The sequence below is a fragment of the Ureibacillus xyleni genome (genome assembly GCF_900217795.1).
GTDB classification, from domain to species: Bacteria; Bacillota; Bacilli; order Bacillales_A; family Planococcaceae; genus Ureibacillus; species Ureibacillus xyleni.
This window is the reverse complement of the sequence record NZ_OBMQ01000008.1, coordinates 29,863-44,754: the sequence shown is the minus strand read 5'-3', so window position 1 is coordinate 44,754 and position 14,892 is coordinate 29,863. Positions and strand designations below refer to the sequence as shown.

The following is a 14,892-nucleotide window of genomic DNA, read 5'->3' as shown; positions in this document are numbered from 1 at the left end:
AAAGGCGCTGCTTGTAATATCTTGGCTAAGCAGCGCCTTTAGTCAAATGTGTCTAAATCATCATACAATTCAATTTGTGCTTGCAATTGTTATGTTGCCTCCTTTAAGAATTGCTTGTTGTTCACAAGGATCTGGATAATTTGTTGTAAAATTTTTTCTTCCACTTTAGGAGATGAATTGACCTCCTTCATAATAATTTTGTTTAATTCTAAAATTGTGCTTACGTCGAGTTTATGTTTCTCTGCTAATTGAAACGCTCGCTCTAACTGACCGGTTATCATCGGCATCCTCCTCAAATTGTATTACATCTCTTATTTTACATTTTTATGAACAAATTTTCATCCATATGCAAAAAATATTTTTTAATTATTTTTAATTTACGCAATTTCGATGAAAAATGTTCTAACTTTATTTTGTGAACGCGTGATTTGTTTCATACTAAGTGAAATCAAAATTTGCTTGGATCTTCAACTTTTAAACGATCCAGTGCTTAGAAATTTATCGATTGGCATAATTTTTGCGTGACCATTTTTGACGATGCCTTTTGCAAATGTCGTGCTTCCGCAAGCTTTGCACGGTTGTTGTTTATTTGTATTCATAACATCACCTCTTTAAATATTAAAAAACACCCGCGGATTAACGAAGCCACTGAAAAACTAAATACCGATAAAAATTTATAGTAATTATTTGCTTCTAAATAGAAGGTGGGATTCACTTTGCTTTCCACGGGCTTGGCTTCAGCCTCCTCGTCGCAAGCTCCTGCGGGGTCTTCAGCTCAAGCTGTTCCCGTAGGAGTCTTCGTGAATCCCACTTCCTAAAAGATCTGAGCGTATTTTTATTATAAAAATTTATTAAAATCGACTTTTTCAGTGCCCTAGGATTAACGAGTGTTAGGTCTTATTAAATACATTTAGCGTATTTTTCAATCTGTTTTTCTTTTTGAGCCCATAATCCTATTTTGGAAAACTTATTTATTTTTTCGTTATCCAACACTTTGCCTAGTTGATCCATCACCATTTCAGTAATCACACTTTTCATGTTTAAAGCACTTTGTTCATTTTCCTGCGCTTTAGGTAACTTTGTTTCTTTTATCATTTTTACTTCGCCATTTGGTTTGGTTACGTAATGACGTATATAACCATGTTCTTTCCGGATTTCATATTTTGCTTTTGACTTTTTAGCTTTATGCAAAAATAAATCATCTGATAAGTGATTCGGGCTAAATATTTTTAGTTCCCTGCCTCTTCCTATTTGAACATCCATTCTATTTCACCTAACCTTTTATTATATATTTCGGCTAAATGTTTAACTTTTAACAGATTATCCCAAAATAAAAACACCCGTTTTCGATACGGGTGCTCAACTTCAATTAGGATAACCATTTCGGCGGAGTGTTTTTGCTCCAGTAAATATCGCCAAGTGTATGGTGGGCAACGAATTGGTCTTCTACTGTATGGTAGTGGAAATTATAATAAAAGCCATCTTGTGGTCTTTTTTCAGTCCGTACGTGGAAGCGAATTAAATCTTGTCCATCTTCTTCATTTGTAATATGGAAGATTTTTTCTCCATTTTGACTTGGTTGGTTAGAAATTGATAAATATTTAATTGACTCATTATCCATACGAGTAAGTGTTTGTTGGATGGCTTCCTCGATTTTTGGGAAAATGCGGTCTTCAAATTCATCGCCAATAACAGGTGCGATGCGGGATCCAAATTTTATGTATGATTGTTCTTTTGCCGCAAATAATATAGATTCAATCGTTTGCTGTGGTAATTCATCTTCTGTTGAAATTTCTTGTTCGACAACTGCGGATATCTGAGTATTGGGTTGATTATTCGTTTGGATGTTACTACCTTGAGAATTATTCGATGCTTGTCCATTTTCTAAAGCATCCCAAATTTCATGGTTAGGTGTGATTAAACCAAATGTTAACAATGCCACAGATATGACTAGCGTTTTTTGCCACCATTTTTTCATGGAATCACCTTCAATCTCGTACAAATTTGTTAAATCCTACTATTAATAGGTACGTTTCATAATGAAAAAGGTTTCATCTTTTTGTAATTCATTGTACAATAAAAAAGGAATTAAGCCAGCGTTTTTTTTATATAAAGGAGGTACTACATAATGGCAAGTATTAGTATTGGAATCGGACTATTTTTATTATTAGCTTATTTAACTTCAATGTGTTTCACGGACTAATATTACTTTGAAGAACTACTATTTGGGTAGTTCTTTTTTTTTGTTGATAAGTGTAATATATTGGTAAAGGGGGAAGTATTTTGAAAAAAGCTATTATTATATTTGCACTCATTTTTAGCACAACATTCGTTTTTTCAGAGACGGAAGCTGCTACTACAACAACAATGTACGTTAATGCGAAAAGTGACATTATTCTTCGTGCACAACCGAAACAAAATGCGGAAAAAATCGGTACGGTAAAAAATCATTCGAAAGTTACTGTATTATCTTCATCTAAGGGATTTTCATACATACAATCAGGGGATAAAAAGGGGTATGTTTATTCGAGTGCGTTGACGAAGAAGAATCCGAAAGCCACTCCTGTTACAGGTGCACTAACTCCTAAAGAAGGTTTAAGACTAACTTATAGCCCATTATTTGGCACGAACGAGAAATATACATTTGAGGTAAAAAAGGATGCTGACATCACGTATATAAATGATGTTGCGAACGAATATCATTATTACATGTATTACGAAGCTGTATATGAGAATCGTAAACTATTCGGTTTAGCGATGGGAGAATCGGATTGGGTAGTATTCATTTTAGGAATCCCGTTTAAACAGGGTAGCTACACAGAATTCCCTTACTCTGAAAGCCCAATATCAGATACTGTCTTTAAAAAAGCATTAGTTGAAAGCACAACAAAAACAATCAAAGTAAAAGCGGGAACATTTAAAAATGTGGTCATTATTCGATACGACAATGGCAGTAGAATCTACTTTGCAAAAGGAATTGGCGTCATTAAAGAGACAGATGGCAATGGAAACATAACAACGGAATTAGTATCAGTAAAATAAAATTAGACAAGGGGTGCCGAATTGAATCGACACCCCTTTAGTATTTAAGGCAACATATAAATAAATTAAGTCTCAACCCTATCATCAGGGGAATTTTATATTAGATGCACTATGCATCAAATCAGCCACGGTAAAATTCCACTAAACGCTTTCTAACTTAAGCAACGTAAACCCATCCTACTTTTACGTCCTTGCAAGCCTCTACTTGCGCCAGTGTGAATAAGTATGTTCAAAAACTTTAGCGAAACGCCAAATTTATTTATTTGCTACCTAAATAGCACAAATATCATTATAACACGATTTCGTTGTAAAGTAAATTCACTTTTCAATTACCCCATAATGAAATTTTGAAGTAAGCCGAATATCCCGTTTGAATCCAAATTGTTCAAATGAGGTGGATCGAAAATGCGCTTTTAACACAACTCGTTTTTTCGCCACTCTGATTGCCTCACGCACCCATTCTTCGGTGAGATTAATATGTTCACCTGCATCACGAAGCGCCTCAAAGTTATTCGATTCCTCAATCACTTCTTCAAACATCGGGTCCATATAGACGACATCAAAAGCATTATCCGGTTGTTTTTGTAAAAACTCCACCGCTTCACTTTGAATGACTTTGATGTGGCGCATGCATGAAGTTAAAGGCAATTCGCTTGTATCGTAGGTAGCCATTCCATTTTGAACGATGAAGGCAACATTTGGATCAGCTTCTAATCCAACAACCGTCCCCTCTTCCCCAACTTGAAAGGCAGCCAACATCGCATCAGAGCCGATTCCTAATGTGCAATCTAATAATGAATTGCCCACTTCAAGTTGACAAGCATCTAAAAAAGGATCATGTTCCCCTCTTGCCACTCGTTTTAACCGAAAAGCTGCAGAATTAGGATGAAAAAAGAACGGCGCCTTGGCATCTTGCGGATAATACTCATAGCGATTTTTCCCAGCTACGATGACATGCGCGTTTAGCTGTTCACTGATTTTGACTACCGAGCGTTTTTTTCTCTCTTCGAATCGCACGCCTAGTTCCTCACATGCTTTCTGAGCCAATGTGATGGATAGTTCATCGGGGCGGCCTGCTGTTGTGACAACGGTAATTGGGCGCATGGGTACCTCCTAGTTTTTGCGGATTTTAATGTATGTAAGGTTTTCTGATATTCTACCATAGTTTTTATTGGGGCAGATGCAAAATGGTGATCAAAACCTCAACTAAGAAAATAATTAATAGCCAATTTCTTGCTCATAATAGAAAGTTTCACTGGGGTAATGGTAATTTTTAGATAATTTATAGACAAAATGAGGGCGTTTATAGAATGTTTCGTGTTAATAGAAAATTTCGGGTTCATAATAGAAAATTTTGTACGATTAATAGAAAAATCGAGGGCATTAATAGAAAGTTCTTCGTTAATAGAAAATTACGGGGTAATAATAGAAATTTCCACCTAGTTAATAGAAAATTTTGTGCGATTAATAGAAAAATCGACTGCGTTTATAGAACGTTCGCTGATAATAGAAATTTTCACCTAGATAACAGAAAGATGTGTGCTTTTATAGAGATTCACTGGATTAAAAATATTAATTGGACTGGTTGAAGACAAAATTCATTAACATATACGTTGCGGCAAAAGGATAATTTTAACTTCATACCATGATTTACTTGTATATTTCATTTACTTTATGAAATATACTAATGGTGGTTAGCTCATAGAAAGATTTCCTATATTTTTTTAGGGCACTGAAAAAGTCGATTTTAATAAATTTTTATAATAAAAATACGCTCAGATCTTTTAGGAAGTGGGATTCACGAAGACTCCTACGGGAACAGCTTGAGCTGAAGACCCCGCAGGAGCTTGCGACGAGGAGGCTGAAGCCAAGCCCGTGGAAAGCGAAGTGAATCCCACCTTCTATTTAGAAGCAAATAATTACTATAAATTTTTATCGGTATTTAGTTTTTCAGTGGCTTCTATTTTTTAGGGATCTTTCTTTTTCATTTTCATCATAAAAAAAGAGACACCCGAAGATATCTCTTAAGTGAAGGAGTGGATTGTTGTCGAAGCAATCCTCTACCTGTTTCTGCCTACAACTATTGGTCGCAAGCTTGTTTTAACACACCTGCTAAATGGTCTGTAATTTGTTCGACAGGATGGCCTTCGATTTGGTCGCGTGGGATAAAGTATTCTAGTTGACCGTCTCGTAAAACTGCGATAGATGGTGAACTTGGTGGAACCTCGTCAAAGAAAGCACGCATCGTTTCAGTAGCTTCACGATCTTGTCCCGCGAAAACTGTCACTAAATGATCTGGCTTTACTTCCCCAATGGCATTGCGAACTGCTGGACGAGCTAAACCAGCCGCGCATCCACAAACAGAGTTAATTACCACTAGTGACACGCCTTTTGCGGTTGCCATAAATTCATTCACTTCATCTGGAGTTGTTAATTCTGTAAACCCTGCATCCACTAACTCTTGGCGCATTGGTTGAACAATCCCTCTCATGTACTCATCGTAAGCGTTCATACATTCGCCCTCTTTCGTATTTATTCACAAATCCTATTATATCAAGACTTTTGGGGAATTTACAGGAACTAGACTTTTCTAGAAATAAATGATGGAGGTGTTTGATAGTTGTGGGAAAACTATTGTCTGAGGATGTGCTTCCGACTTGCAACGTATGTTATTGGTGAATTTATGAGTGATAGTAAGCCATGGAAAGCAATATCGCTAGAACGGTTAAATCATAACGGTTAGATTTTTAAAACGAAATATGACCTAATAGATAAATATGAATCAGGTCAAATAAACTGATTATTATACCGTTATTTAAGCCAGAAGTACCTGTCGATATTTAGAGTTATCGGCTAAGAATGGAGTCAAAGTACCTAGTCTTTATTGCAATTTTTAGAAGAATGCATATAATAAAGTTATGGACTAACGAATGTTAGTTAGTTTTTTATATTAAAGTGTAAGGGGAGGTTTATTAAACAGCTCAAAACAAGAATTAATTACTATTTAGTTATTTGTCGATTTTCATGTAATTGTACAAAAATGTGATGAATGATAATCAGTGTCAGGAATCATAAGGGAGTTGGGTAGTTGATGTTTTTTTAGGTTATTGTCTTCGTTATCATATTTGCCGATCTTAGTATGAAAGATCATTTAAAACTTTACTAACAAGATTAAGAGGTAAATAGGTATTAGATTTTTCGTCAACTAAGTTCACTTAAAATCAGTTTGATAACTATTTTTGTTAACAAAGTTCTGAGCAAAAAAGTTCGTTAAAAAAGAATGCAATTGTGAAGGAATGAACGTAATTATGATTTCTGAAAATAGGGGCAATTTAATGGGAGAGGAAATATTTGTTTATGAAACAATCAGTTTTAAAAAAAAGTCTATTACTTTCAATAACAACGATTATTATAGTTGGATTAACTACCGCATTTGTTAGCTATTTTGTTCAAAATCAAATGGCGGTTGGTTTAATACAAGATAGGTCTGAATCAATTGCAAAATTGTGGAATAGCGTATTTGATGTTAATGATGTGCTCGAGGCAAAGGGTAATCCAGAAGTGACAAGTCCTATACAACAGAAATTAATGAATCAACTTGAATTATTAAATGAATTGGAGCCAGATGTTTCACAGGGATACATTTTTGATGGTAAATTCGTGAATGATAATAGGGAAGTTTTAATGATATCCGTTCCCACAAATATTATTAAAGCTGGTTTACCTCCAGGGGCAGTCTATACTGCTGGAACTGAACTAACAGATGCATATGAAAAGACTATAAAATCAAAAAAAATCGTACATACCGAAATATATCGTGATGAGTTTGGTACATGGCAATCTACACTTATTCCCATGTTAGATCAAAAGGGTGAGGTAATATATGTATTAGGAGTGGACGTAGATGCAAGTATAATCAATGATTTTAAAAAGGAATTTATATATTCCCTTACTACCGGAATAGTAATTTGCCTTTTTCTACTATGTCTGTTTCAATACTTTGGAACTCGTAAAATAATAGCACCTATTAAAGAAATTACTGAAGGTATTTACCAAGTAAGTATAGGAAATTTAAATACGAAGATTCCTGTAAAAACAAAAGATGAATTTGGTTCATTAAGTAACGATTTCAACCAAATGGTAGTTAACCTAAAAAGACTATTAACCGATGTTACTGAAGTTACAAAGAAAGTTAAAAGCTCATCAAATGACTTTATTAAAATCGCTCAAGATACAACAAATTCAACAAAAGTTTTTGCAGCTACAATTGATGAAGTTTCAGAAAATCTTGAAGAGCAAACAAATAGCTCTGTTGAAAGTGCAAAAGCAATGGAAGAGATGGCTATTGGATTACAAAAGGTAGCAGAATCGTCATTATTAGTTGCGGAAAAATCAGATTTAACTTTAAGGGAGACAAAGGAAGGGCAAATTTTAATTCAGAAGGCAACAAATCAAATGGAAGTAATTAGCAAGACTGCTAGTGAAACCGCTAGTGTGATTGAACAGCTTGGCTATCATTCAAAGGAGATAGGTACAATTGTCTCTGTAATAACAGGTATAGCAGAACAAATTAATCTTTTAGCTTTAAACGCTGCCATTGAAGCTGCAAGAGCTGGTGAATATGGTAAAGGATTTGCAGTAGTAGCAGAAGAAGTTCGAAAATTGGCTGAGCAATCTCAATTATCCACTTCTCAAATTGCAGCAATAATTGAAAAAACCCAAAGTGAGACAAATAATGCTGTAGAAAAAATGAAAACAGGTAATTATGAAGTTAATCAAGGGGAACACATAATTAATCAAGTAGGAGAAATAATACAAAATATTGTACAGGCTACTGAAAATGTTAGTGAAGAAATCCAAGAAATATCTGCAGCATTTGAACAAATGTCTGCAAGTTCAGAAGAAGTAAATGCAACTGTTGATCAAATTTCCAATGTTGCAAATAGGTCTTTAAGTAGATTTGCAGATTTACATTCAGAATCAAAAAATCAAATACAATCAATGGATACGCTAGATGAAGCAACAAATGACCTAGTTTTAATGGTTGAAGAACTAGAAAATAAACTTAATAACTTTTCAATTGAATCATCTTAAAACAGTAATTTAGTAACATATATAAATTAAGAAGCACCCTCTTTGTATGTGAAGGTGGTGCTTTCTTATGACAACTACAATAGTAGTTATAGTGAACAGTATCAAAAATAAGTAAAACAAAGATGAGAAATTTGTTATTAATACGATAATAAAGTGGAAAACAGTTTTTTACTACGAATAAATACTTTATATACAGAGCTAATCAAACATACTTACCAATATCATTCGTTTTATCTAAACTTCCAAGAGTAATCAATTTAGTTTGATTATGTTCTAGATGCCTGTTAATTTTGCTATGTTTTAAAAACCCCCAATTTAATGTAAATTCCATTATTGTAAATTCTCCCCTTATCTATTTGATTCGGTGTTTAACTACAGTCATATGTTTATGTTGCAAGATTTTATTATTCAATGGCTTCATTGCAACTATCGTACTAATTTATGGTATCCTTTACAAAACTCTTTGTATTAATCTGCATAATGGGGATGGATGTCTGATAAAAAATCTAAAAATTTATCCCATCACTAAACTGTGTAACATGGTGATTTCACTCTGGTTTCACATGTTTCCTATCCACTTTTTCATTCAAATTCGATTTAAATTTGTTCCAAATAGTGTTTCTGGGCGTAGAAACTTATTCATGTAGCCATGCGCTTCTTTTGTTATCGATAACCGTTTTGAAATCTTCAACCGTAAACCCTTCGTTCATTCTTACTCTGATTAATTCTCAAGTTTTCTGTATGTCGATAGTTTGTGCTTGCTTGTTCGTTTAGATTGCTTTGTATAGAATGGCTAACTCGGGCAATATCTTTTTTATCAGTATTTAGTCTTTCAGTATTTAGTATAAATCAGTATTTAGTAGGCCTTCGTTTTGTTGATGAAGAGAAGCTGGATTTTGGTTACTTACATTTACATTTTCGGAAAGTAGTTTTGGGGGTGCTTCATAGACCAGAAATCGCTTTATATAGCCGCATTCTTTTAGCTCATTTAACTCCAGAACGATAATGCTTTTCCCCGTCCGAACCATGTTTCACTAATTCCTCCACGTAAAAATCCCAATCAACTAGCATAGTCAGCATGTAGGCAAGAATACTTTTTGCCTTCCAGCTCCATCTTGCATCGTTTAAAAGACCACAATCTAAAACCGTATAATTGTCATTTTTTCTAATTGCCATATGCTCCACCCTTCTCTATAGAAAAAGTTGCCTGAGTTTAACACTATTTGTAGTTACTTAATATATAGCCATTTTTTTGAAGTAGGGAGACATGGAAATTCAATTTTTTTGTCGATAGCGATTTTCTCTTTCTTCAAAAATTATATAAATATAGAGACAAATCATCATATTGAGATGTCCTTCATTTTTTAACAAAATAAAAAAGCTACGCTATCTGCAAGCGCAACTAAATTATATAAGTACACTATTCGCATTTATTGGGGCAATTAATCTTAAGATATCGATCCTTGATTTTCCCTAGTGGTTGTTCGTTGGAATCTTCAATTTCAACCATGATTAGTACCTCACCCGCACCACAGTTACATGGTCTTTTCGCCTCAACTGCACTCGACACAATCCCCCACTTTTCCCAGCTGCTTCCCATGAAAATCCCCCTTTAAGACTATATTAAATCTTAAAAGGGATGTTGTCTGCAATATGTTTTTGCTATCTTACTATAAAAATAGTAATTATATCTGAAATTATTGTATTTTCAAAAAAATCATCTACAACTCTTGCATGACTTCCTTAAACACGAATTGACTAAGCTTATCCGCTTCTGGCCCCTCAATTTTAACTGACCAATCTTCTTGCACCCAAAAATGAAGATAGCCTAATCTGGATAATGCCTTCGCTTTTTTGTTTACTTCCTCTCTGTATGTTGGGGTTTCAGGCCATGCAGCGATATAGAAAGCATTTTTACCATCCCCCTTTTCTTCCCGCTCCATCAACTTAGTAATTTGCTTTCGAACATAGTTTCTAACTGAATTCCGCGTAAATGGTTTAATAGTTGGATCGGTATCGTACTCATTTCTGACAGAACCTTTTGCCTCAATATAAAGCGTTACCCCATTTTTAAAAAGCGCTAAGTCAATACCTGGTGCACGATTTTTCGCCTTTGTAATTACCGAAAATCCGTGTTCTGTAAAATATTCCTCAAGCGCATCGATTAACTTATTTTCAGTAATGATTAACATGATATCAACCTCTTTCTAGAATATTATAGCAAAATATTATGCCAAATTTACGTATGCTTCTCACTTGAAATGCATTATTTCACAAAAATTGGATACCCTAATGATTGGTTCTTATTTCTAGAAGATTGGGGAAAACTGTATGAATACGCAGGAAACTCTTTTGTGGATTAATGAGCAATTTGCTAATACTAATGAATTAACACAAAAGACATTGGAGTACGAGAGTAAAAATATTTCCTACATGTATATCAAATCATTGATTGACAAAGAACTGCTTCAAAAAATATTACTTAAACCATTTTTTGAAATGTCAAATATGGATCAATATAAATTATATGTACAGGCATTGCCGCAATACCAAGAAATCTCCTCAAAAGAGCAGGCTCTTCTTGAAATTATGAATGGCAATATCTTATTGGAAATTGACAATGAATTATTATTAATCGAACTGAAATTATCGAAAAACGATGCCGTATCATCCGCTTCGGTAGAAATGACAATCCATGGTTCTCAATTAGCCTTAAGTGATAACTTAATGACGAATATTAACTTGATTCGGTCCTATTATCGACAACCCACTTTGAACATTGAATATATGTCTTATGGTGAAGTCAATCAACAAAAAGTCGCATTAGTTTACGATTCAGAAAAAGTCAACGAGCAAGCTTTAAAACTCATCCGTGAGAAGATTCAAAGGGTTGATAAACAACTGATCTCGGCTGCTAATCAGTTTAATAATTATTTAAATGATAAACGCTTCTCTTTGTTCCCCCAAATGGTTATGACAGAACGACCAGACCGCGTTATCTATAACATCGGCGGGGGAAAAATTATCATATTAGAAGATGGTAGTTCACAATCTTTAGCAGCACCTGTCGTTTTTTTCGATTTTATGATTACGATGGAAGATGATTACCATACAATTGTTATTTCAACGTTTCTAAGAATGCTTCGGTATTTAGGATTTTTCATTAGCCTGCTTCTGCCCAGTATTTATGTTGGGGTTACCTCTTTTGCACCAGAAGTATTTCGTACAGAGCTCGCGTTAACCGTTGCGGGAAGTCGGATGGGGGTTCCGTTTTCTTCATTTGTAGAGGTGCTATTCATGCTATTCTTCATGGAACTATTACTTGAAGCCAGTATACGATTACCAAAAGCGGTTAGTGCAACGGCTACCACTGTAGGAGGGTTAATTCTTGGAACGGCTGTAACGGAAGCTTCCCTTGCATCGAATATTATGGTTATTATCGTGTCTGCCGTGGCCATTTCCACCTTCGTTATTCCAGTGAATGAAATGGCTTTCGCAATTCGAATTGTACGGTTTTTATTAATATTGATTACAACTATTTTCGGTTTAGCGGGCCTTACATTAGGGTTCCTTGTCTTTATTATGTATTTAGTAAGTTTGGACAGTTTCGGTGAGCCATATTTAAGAGTTTATAATTACAGGAAATCTAAGAAGCGTTCGGAGGGACAAGCTTGAGCAGATATTTTTACTATATCATTTTAATTAATATGGTCGCAAATATCATCGCATCGGTCCCTTACATTCTTTTACATTTTTATAATGACGGTTCTATATCCGCCATGATTATTGCAACGATTACGGGAACAATTATTATCACTGTCTATGCAAAGTTCTTTATTCAATTTCCCGGACAGACGTTGCCAGATTTATTAAAACAAACTACTGCGAAATGGTTTTATGCCCCACTTATTTTTATCATGGCGGTCGTATGGTTTTTTGCCGGGATGATTACGTTAATTACTTTTACATTCCTTTTAATCCGTTACTTAACACCCGAAATGCCAATTGTACTGATTAGTTTATCAATCATATTGTCTGTCATTTTAGGCTGTTTCATAAAAACGGATCGAGTATTATATACAATTGAAATTGTTTTGCTTTTAACACTCCCGTTGATTATCTACATCTTTTTAAAAGCATACACAGACCCAAATATTAATTGGGATTTTGTAAAAGAGGCGGCATTATATATCAACCAAATGCCCAATTTTGAATCGTTCACCGCTTCTTTTTACTTGTTTCTTGGGGTTGCCAATCTTTTTATTTTTAACCGTTTCTTCACAATCAAACAAAAATTCGGTTGGAAGCAGATTATTACAATTTTTCTTATAACAGTTTCTACTTTATTTACAACTTATTTTGTCCCAATCGGTTTTCATGGTACTGAAAATATTGATCATCTCATTTATCCATGGATACAGACGAGCGACTCATTGCGAATGAAATACTCCTTAATTGAACGCGTTTTATTTGTGTTTTTATTGTTTTATTTATGTATCGCCTTTTTAAGCATGCTCATCCACTGGCACGTTTCTGTGGAATATTTAAAATATTTATTCACTTTTGAAAAGATTAAGTATAGAGGGTTTAACTTAGGAATATTCATACCGCCTACCCTATTTACTTTAATTTCAACGTATTTTGTTCAAGTGATAAACGAATATCATTTATTCCGGCTATCCAGCTTTTTAAATATTACCTTATCCGTTTTTTTCCCCTTTATGATTATTGTATTTTTCTATATCAAACGGAGGATGAAGTATGCAAAAAATACAAAGTAAATTATTAATTATTTTTTCAATACTATTTTTTCTCTCCGGCTGTGAAGAATTTAAAGACATTGATAAGGATGTTTTTGTTTCAATGATTGGTATCGATCATTCAGATGATAATGAAAAACCTTTTAAAGTAACTCTTAAATTATTTGTACCGACTAGTTCTTTTAGACAAAAGCCAGAAGCGAATTACACCTACCTTGTTGAAACAGCAGAGACAATTAGCGAAGCAATACGAATTTTAGAAACTCATATCGATAAAGAATTAGACTTTGGTCATTTGAAGCTCATTGTATTGGGAGAAGAGTTAGTAAAGGAAAATAAAAATAAAGAAGTTTTAGATTTTCTGTTAAGAAGACCTGATATTCAACTCATTTCTTGGGTTACAGTGGGTAGACCAAATGCAGAAGAAATTGTCACAATGGTTCCTAAAGGAGAAACGGCAGCATATCCATCCCTTTATAACTATTTTGATGGAAACGGTACGGAAAGCCCCTATATTGTGACCATGTTTTTATTCGACTATAGAAGAAGGATGATGGAAAATGGCCTTGATCCAATTATTCCAATCGTGGAAATTAGTGAAAATGAATCGACCTTTACCGTAAATAAGTCGATTGTGTTAAAGAACAGAAAAACCCCATATGAATTAGATCCTTTAAATACGTTTATCTTTAATTCCCTTTCCATGAATGTGAAAATTGCAGATATTGAAGTAAAGCAAGGGAACGAACATTTTGTTGCAAAAATCGATACGATAAAGGCGAAAAATAAAGTGAAGAAGCAAGGAAATAACAAATTTTCCCTTGATGTAAATGTGGAGTTAATTGGTTATATAGTGGAATCTCAAAATGCTCTGAATAGCCGGGATTTACCAAAATATAGCAAATTGTTGGAAAAGGAAGCGAAAGAGAATTTAGAAAGTTTCTTTCATGAACTACAATCAGAAGGCCTTGATCCAATCGGTTTTGGTTTAAAATATAAGGCTCAAACGTTTCATCATAAAAGAATGAGTATAGAGGAGTGGAACGAAACCTACAAAAATGCAGAAGTGAATATAAAAGTTACGGCATCCCTCAAAAGTACAGGTTCTATCCAATAATAATATTCTGATATAAGTATAAGTACGGAACGAAACGTAAAAACTTTTCTAAAGGAGTGATTTTCAGTGGAAAAGGACGATATTTTTCTAACAACGGCCCCAAAAAAGAAACAAATTACAATTGAAAATGAAATGAACTTAAAAACAACTTTGGAAAACTCGGTCAATAAACATAAAAAAATGGAAGAAGCGAACATTTCAATTACCGGCGACGAAATTAAACAACAAAATGAAAATCTTTAATGATCTACTCAAGTACTAGAAACTCTAGTATTTGAGTTTTTTTCTTTTATAATATTGGTAAGGGAGGGGAAAATTTGGAAACCAATTTATATACTGAAAGATTGCATTTAAGGAAGTTGAGTATTAGCGATTCAACAAATCTTTTTAACATTTGGTCGGACCCGGACGTAACAAAATACATGAATATAGACAATTTTCATAACGAAAACCAAGCAATCGAAATCATCACCTATTTGAATGAACTAGCAGAAGAAGAAAAGGCGATTCGATATACAATCATCGAGTTATCTAGCGGTGAAATTATCGGTTCTTGTGGGTTTAATTCTTTGGATTTTGACAATGAAAAAGCGGAAATTGGGTACGATCTTGCGAAAACTCATTGGGGCAAAGGGTATGCCCCGGAAGCCATTACTGCTTTATTAGACTATGCTTTTAACACCCTCGAGCTTAATCGAATTGAAGCAAAAGTCGAACCTCAAAATATCAATTCCATAAAAGTTTTAGAAAAGTTACATTTCACCTTTGAAGGGACGTTGAGGCAAAGTGAAAAATCGAAGGGCCGTTTTATAGATTTGAATATGTATTCCAAGCTGAAAACAGATTTGAAAAGGTTATAGTGCCCGAAAACACCATAAC

Annotated in this window: 17 protein-coding genes; 7 read left to right on the top strand and 10 right to left on the bottom strand. The window is 34.2% G+C overall.

Features of this window, described 5'->3' with window-relative positions; translation table 11 throughout:
- Positions 1–89: 89 nt before the first annotated feature.
- The 4 genes from CRO00_RS12345 to CRO00_RS12335 all read right to left on the bottom strand — a co-directional run bounded on the left by CRO00_RS12345 (position 90) and on the right by CRO00_RS12335 (position 1,978).
- The gene (locus tag CRO00_RS12345) at positions 90–281 is read right to left on the bottom strand and encodes an ABC transporter permease (RefSeq protein ID WP_097073985.1); all 192 of its coding nucleotides are present in this window, start codon (positions 279–281) and stop codon (positions 90–92) included.
- Between the two features lie 186 nt (positions 282–467).
- Complete coding sequence (locus tag CRO00_RS20560; protein WP_272914316.1) at positions 468–599, bottom strand: hypothetical protein; 132 nt, start codon at positions 597–599, stop codon at positions 468–470.
- A gap of 301 nt (positions 600–900) precedes the next feature.
- The gene (locus CRO00_RS12340) at positions 901–1,263 is read right to left on the bottom strand and encodes a hypothetical protein (RefSeq protein ID WP_097073984.1); all 363 of its coding nucleotides are present in this window, start codon (positions 1,261–1,263) and stop codon (positions 901–903) included.
- A 106-nt stretch (positions 1,264–1,369) separates the two neighbouring features.
- Positions 1,370–1,978, bottom strand: coding sequence for a YpjP family protein (locus CRO00_RS12335; RefSeq protein ID WP_097074095.1), 609 nt, complete (start codon positions 1,976–1,978; stop codon positions 1,370–1,372).
- Between the two features lie 305 nt (positions 1,979–2,283).
- On the opposite strand from CRO00_RS12335, the gene CRO00_RS12330 reads away from it, so the two are divergent.
- Positions 2,284–3,042, top strand: a complete 759-nt coding sequence (locus CRO00_RS12330; RefSeq protein ID WP_097073983.1) for an SH3 domain-containing protein — start codon at positions 2,284–2,286, stop codon at positions 3,040–3,042.
- 318 nt (positions 3,043–3,360) lie between these two features.
- On the opposite strand, the gene CRO00_RS12325 is transcribed toward CRO00_RS12330, so the two are convergent.
- The gene (locus CRO00_RS12325) at positions 3,361–4,146 is read right to left on the bottom strand and encodes a class I SAM-dependent methyltransferase (protein ID WP_097073982.1); all 786 of its coding nucleotides are present in this window, start codon (positions 4,144–4,146) and stop codon (positions 3,361–3,363) included.
- A 976-nt stretch (positions 4,147–5,122) separates the two neighbouring features.
- The gene (locus CRO00_RS12315) at positions 5,123–5,554 is read right to left on the bottom strand and encodes a BrxA/BrxB family bacilliredoxin (RefSeq protein WP_097073980.1); all 432 of its coding nucleotides are present in this window, start codon (positions 5,552–5,554) and stop codon (positions 5,123–5,125) included.
- An 845-nt stretch (positions 5,555–6,399) separates the two neighbouring features.
- Here CRO00_RS12315 and CRO00_RS12310 point away from each other — a divergent pair.
- On the top strand, positions 6,400–8,136 hold the full coding sequence (locus tag CRO00_RS12310; RefSeq protein WP_161946680.1) for a methyl-accepting chemotaxis protein: 1,737 nt from the start codon (positions 6,400–6,402) through the stop codon (positions 8,134–8,136).
- 635 nt (positions 8,137–8,771) lie between these two features.
- Here CRO00_RS12310 and CRO00_RS20005 read toward each other — a convergent pair.
- The 4 genes from CRO00_RS20005 to CRO00_RS12295 all read right to left on the bottom strand — a co-directional run bounded on the left by CRO00_RS20005 (position 8,772) and on the right by CRO00_RS12295 (position 10,328).
- Positions 8,772–8,846, bottom strand: a complete 75-nt coding sequence (locus tag CRO00_RS20005) for a conserved phage C-terminal domain-containing protein (protein WP_141396973.1) — start codon at positions 8,844–8,846, stop codon at positions 8,772–8,774.
- Between the two features lie 274 nt (positions 8,847–9,120).
- Positions 9,121–9,312, bottom strand: a complete 192-nt coding sequence (locus CRO00_RS12305; protein WP_097073978.1) for a hypothetical protein — start codon at positions 9,310–9,312, stop codon at positions 9,121–9,123.
- Between the two features lie 244 nt (positions 9,313–9,556).
- Positions 9,557–9,736: a hypothetical protein gene (locus CRO00_RS12300; RefSeq protein ID WP_097073977.1), complete on the bottom strand. Its 180-nt coding sequence runs from the start codon at positions 9,734–9,736 to the stop codon at positions 9,557–9,559.
- A gap of 121 nt (positions 9,737–9,857) precedes the next feature.
- The gene (locus tag CRO00_RS12295; protein ID WP_097073976.1) at positions 9,858–10,328 is read right to left on the bottom strand and encodes a hypothetical protein; all 471 of its coding nucleotides are present in this window, start codon (positions 10,326–10,328) and stop codon (positions 9,858–9,860) included.
- Positions 10,329–10,467: 139 nt separating this feature from the next.
- Here CRO00_RS12295 and CRO00_RS12290 point away from each other — a divergent pair, with 139 nt between their 5' ends.
- The 5 genes from CRO00_RS12290 (at position 10,468) to CRO00_RS12275 (ending at position 14,873) form a co-directional block, all read left to right on the top strand.
- The gene (locus tag CRO00_RS12290) at positions 10,468–11,811 is read left to right on the top strand and encodes a spore germination protein (RefSeq protein ID WP_097073975.1); all 1,344 of its coding nucleotides are present in this window, start codon (positions 10,468–10,470) and stop codon (positions 11,809–11,811) included.
- Complete coding sequence (locus CRO00_RS12285; RefSeq protein WP_097073974.1) at positions 11,808–12,917, top strand: GerAB/ArcD/ProY family transporter; 1,110 nt, start codon at positions 11,808–11,810, stop codon at positions 12,915–12,917. The genes CRO00_RS12290 and CRO00_RS12285 overlap by 4 nt, the downstream gene beginning before the upstream one ends.
- A complete protein-coding gene (locus CRO00_RS12280) occupies positions 12,898–14,013 on the top strand; it encodes a Ger(x)C family spore germination protein (RefSeq protein ID WP_097073973.1) in 1,116 nt (371 codons plus the stop codon). Before CRO00_RS12285 ends, CRO00_RS12280 begins: the two co-directional genes overlap by 20 nt.
- Positions 14,014–14,079: 66 nt before the next feature.
- Positions 14,080–14,256, top strand: a complete 177-nt coding sequence (locus CRO00_RS20320) for a hypothetical protein (protein ID WP_202615670.1) — start codon at positions 14,080–14,082, stop codon at positions 14,254–14,256.
- 74 nt (positions 14,257–14,330) lie between these two features.
- The gene (locus tag CRO00_RS12275) at positions 14,331–14,873 is read left to right on the top strand and encodes a GNAT family N-acetyltransferase (protein WP_097073972.1); all 543 of its coding nucleotides are present in this window, start codon (positions 14,331–14,333) and stop codon (positions 14,871–14,873) included.
- Positions 14,874–14,892: the final 19 nt, after the last annotated feature.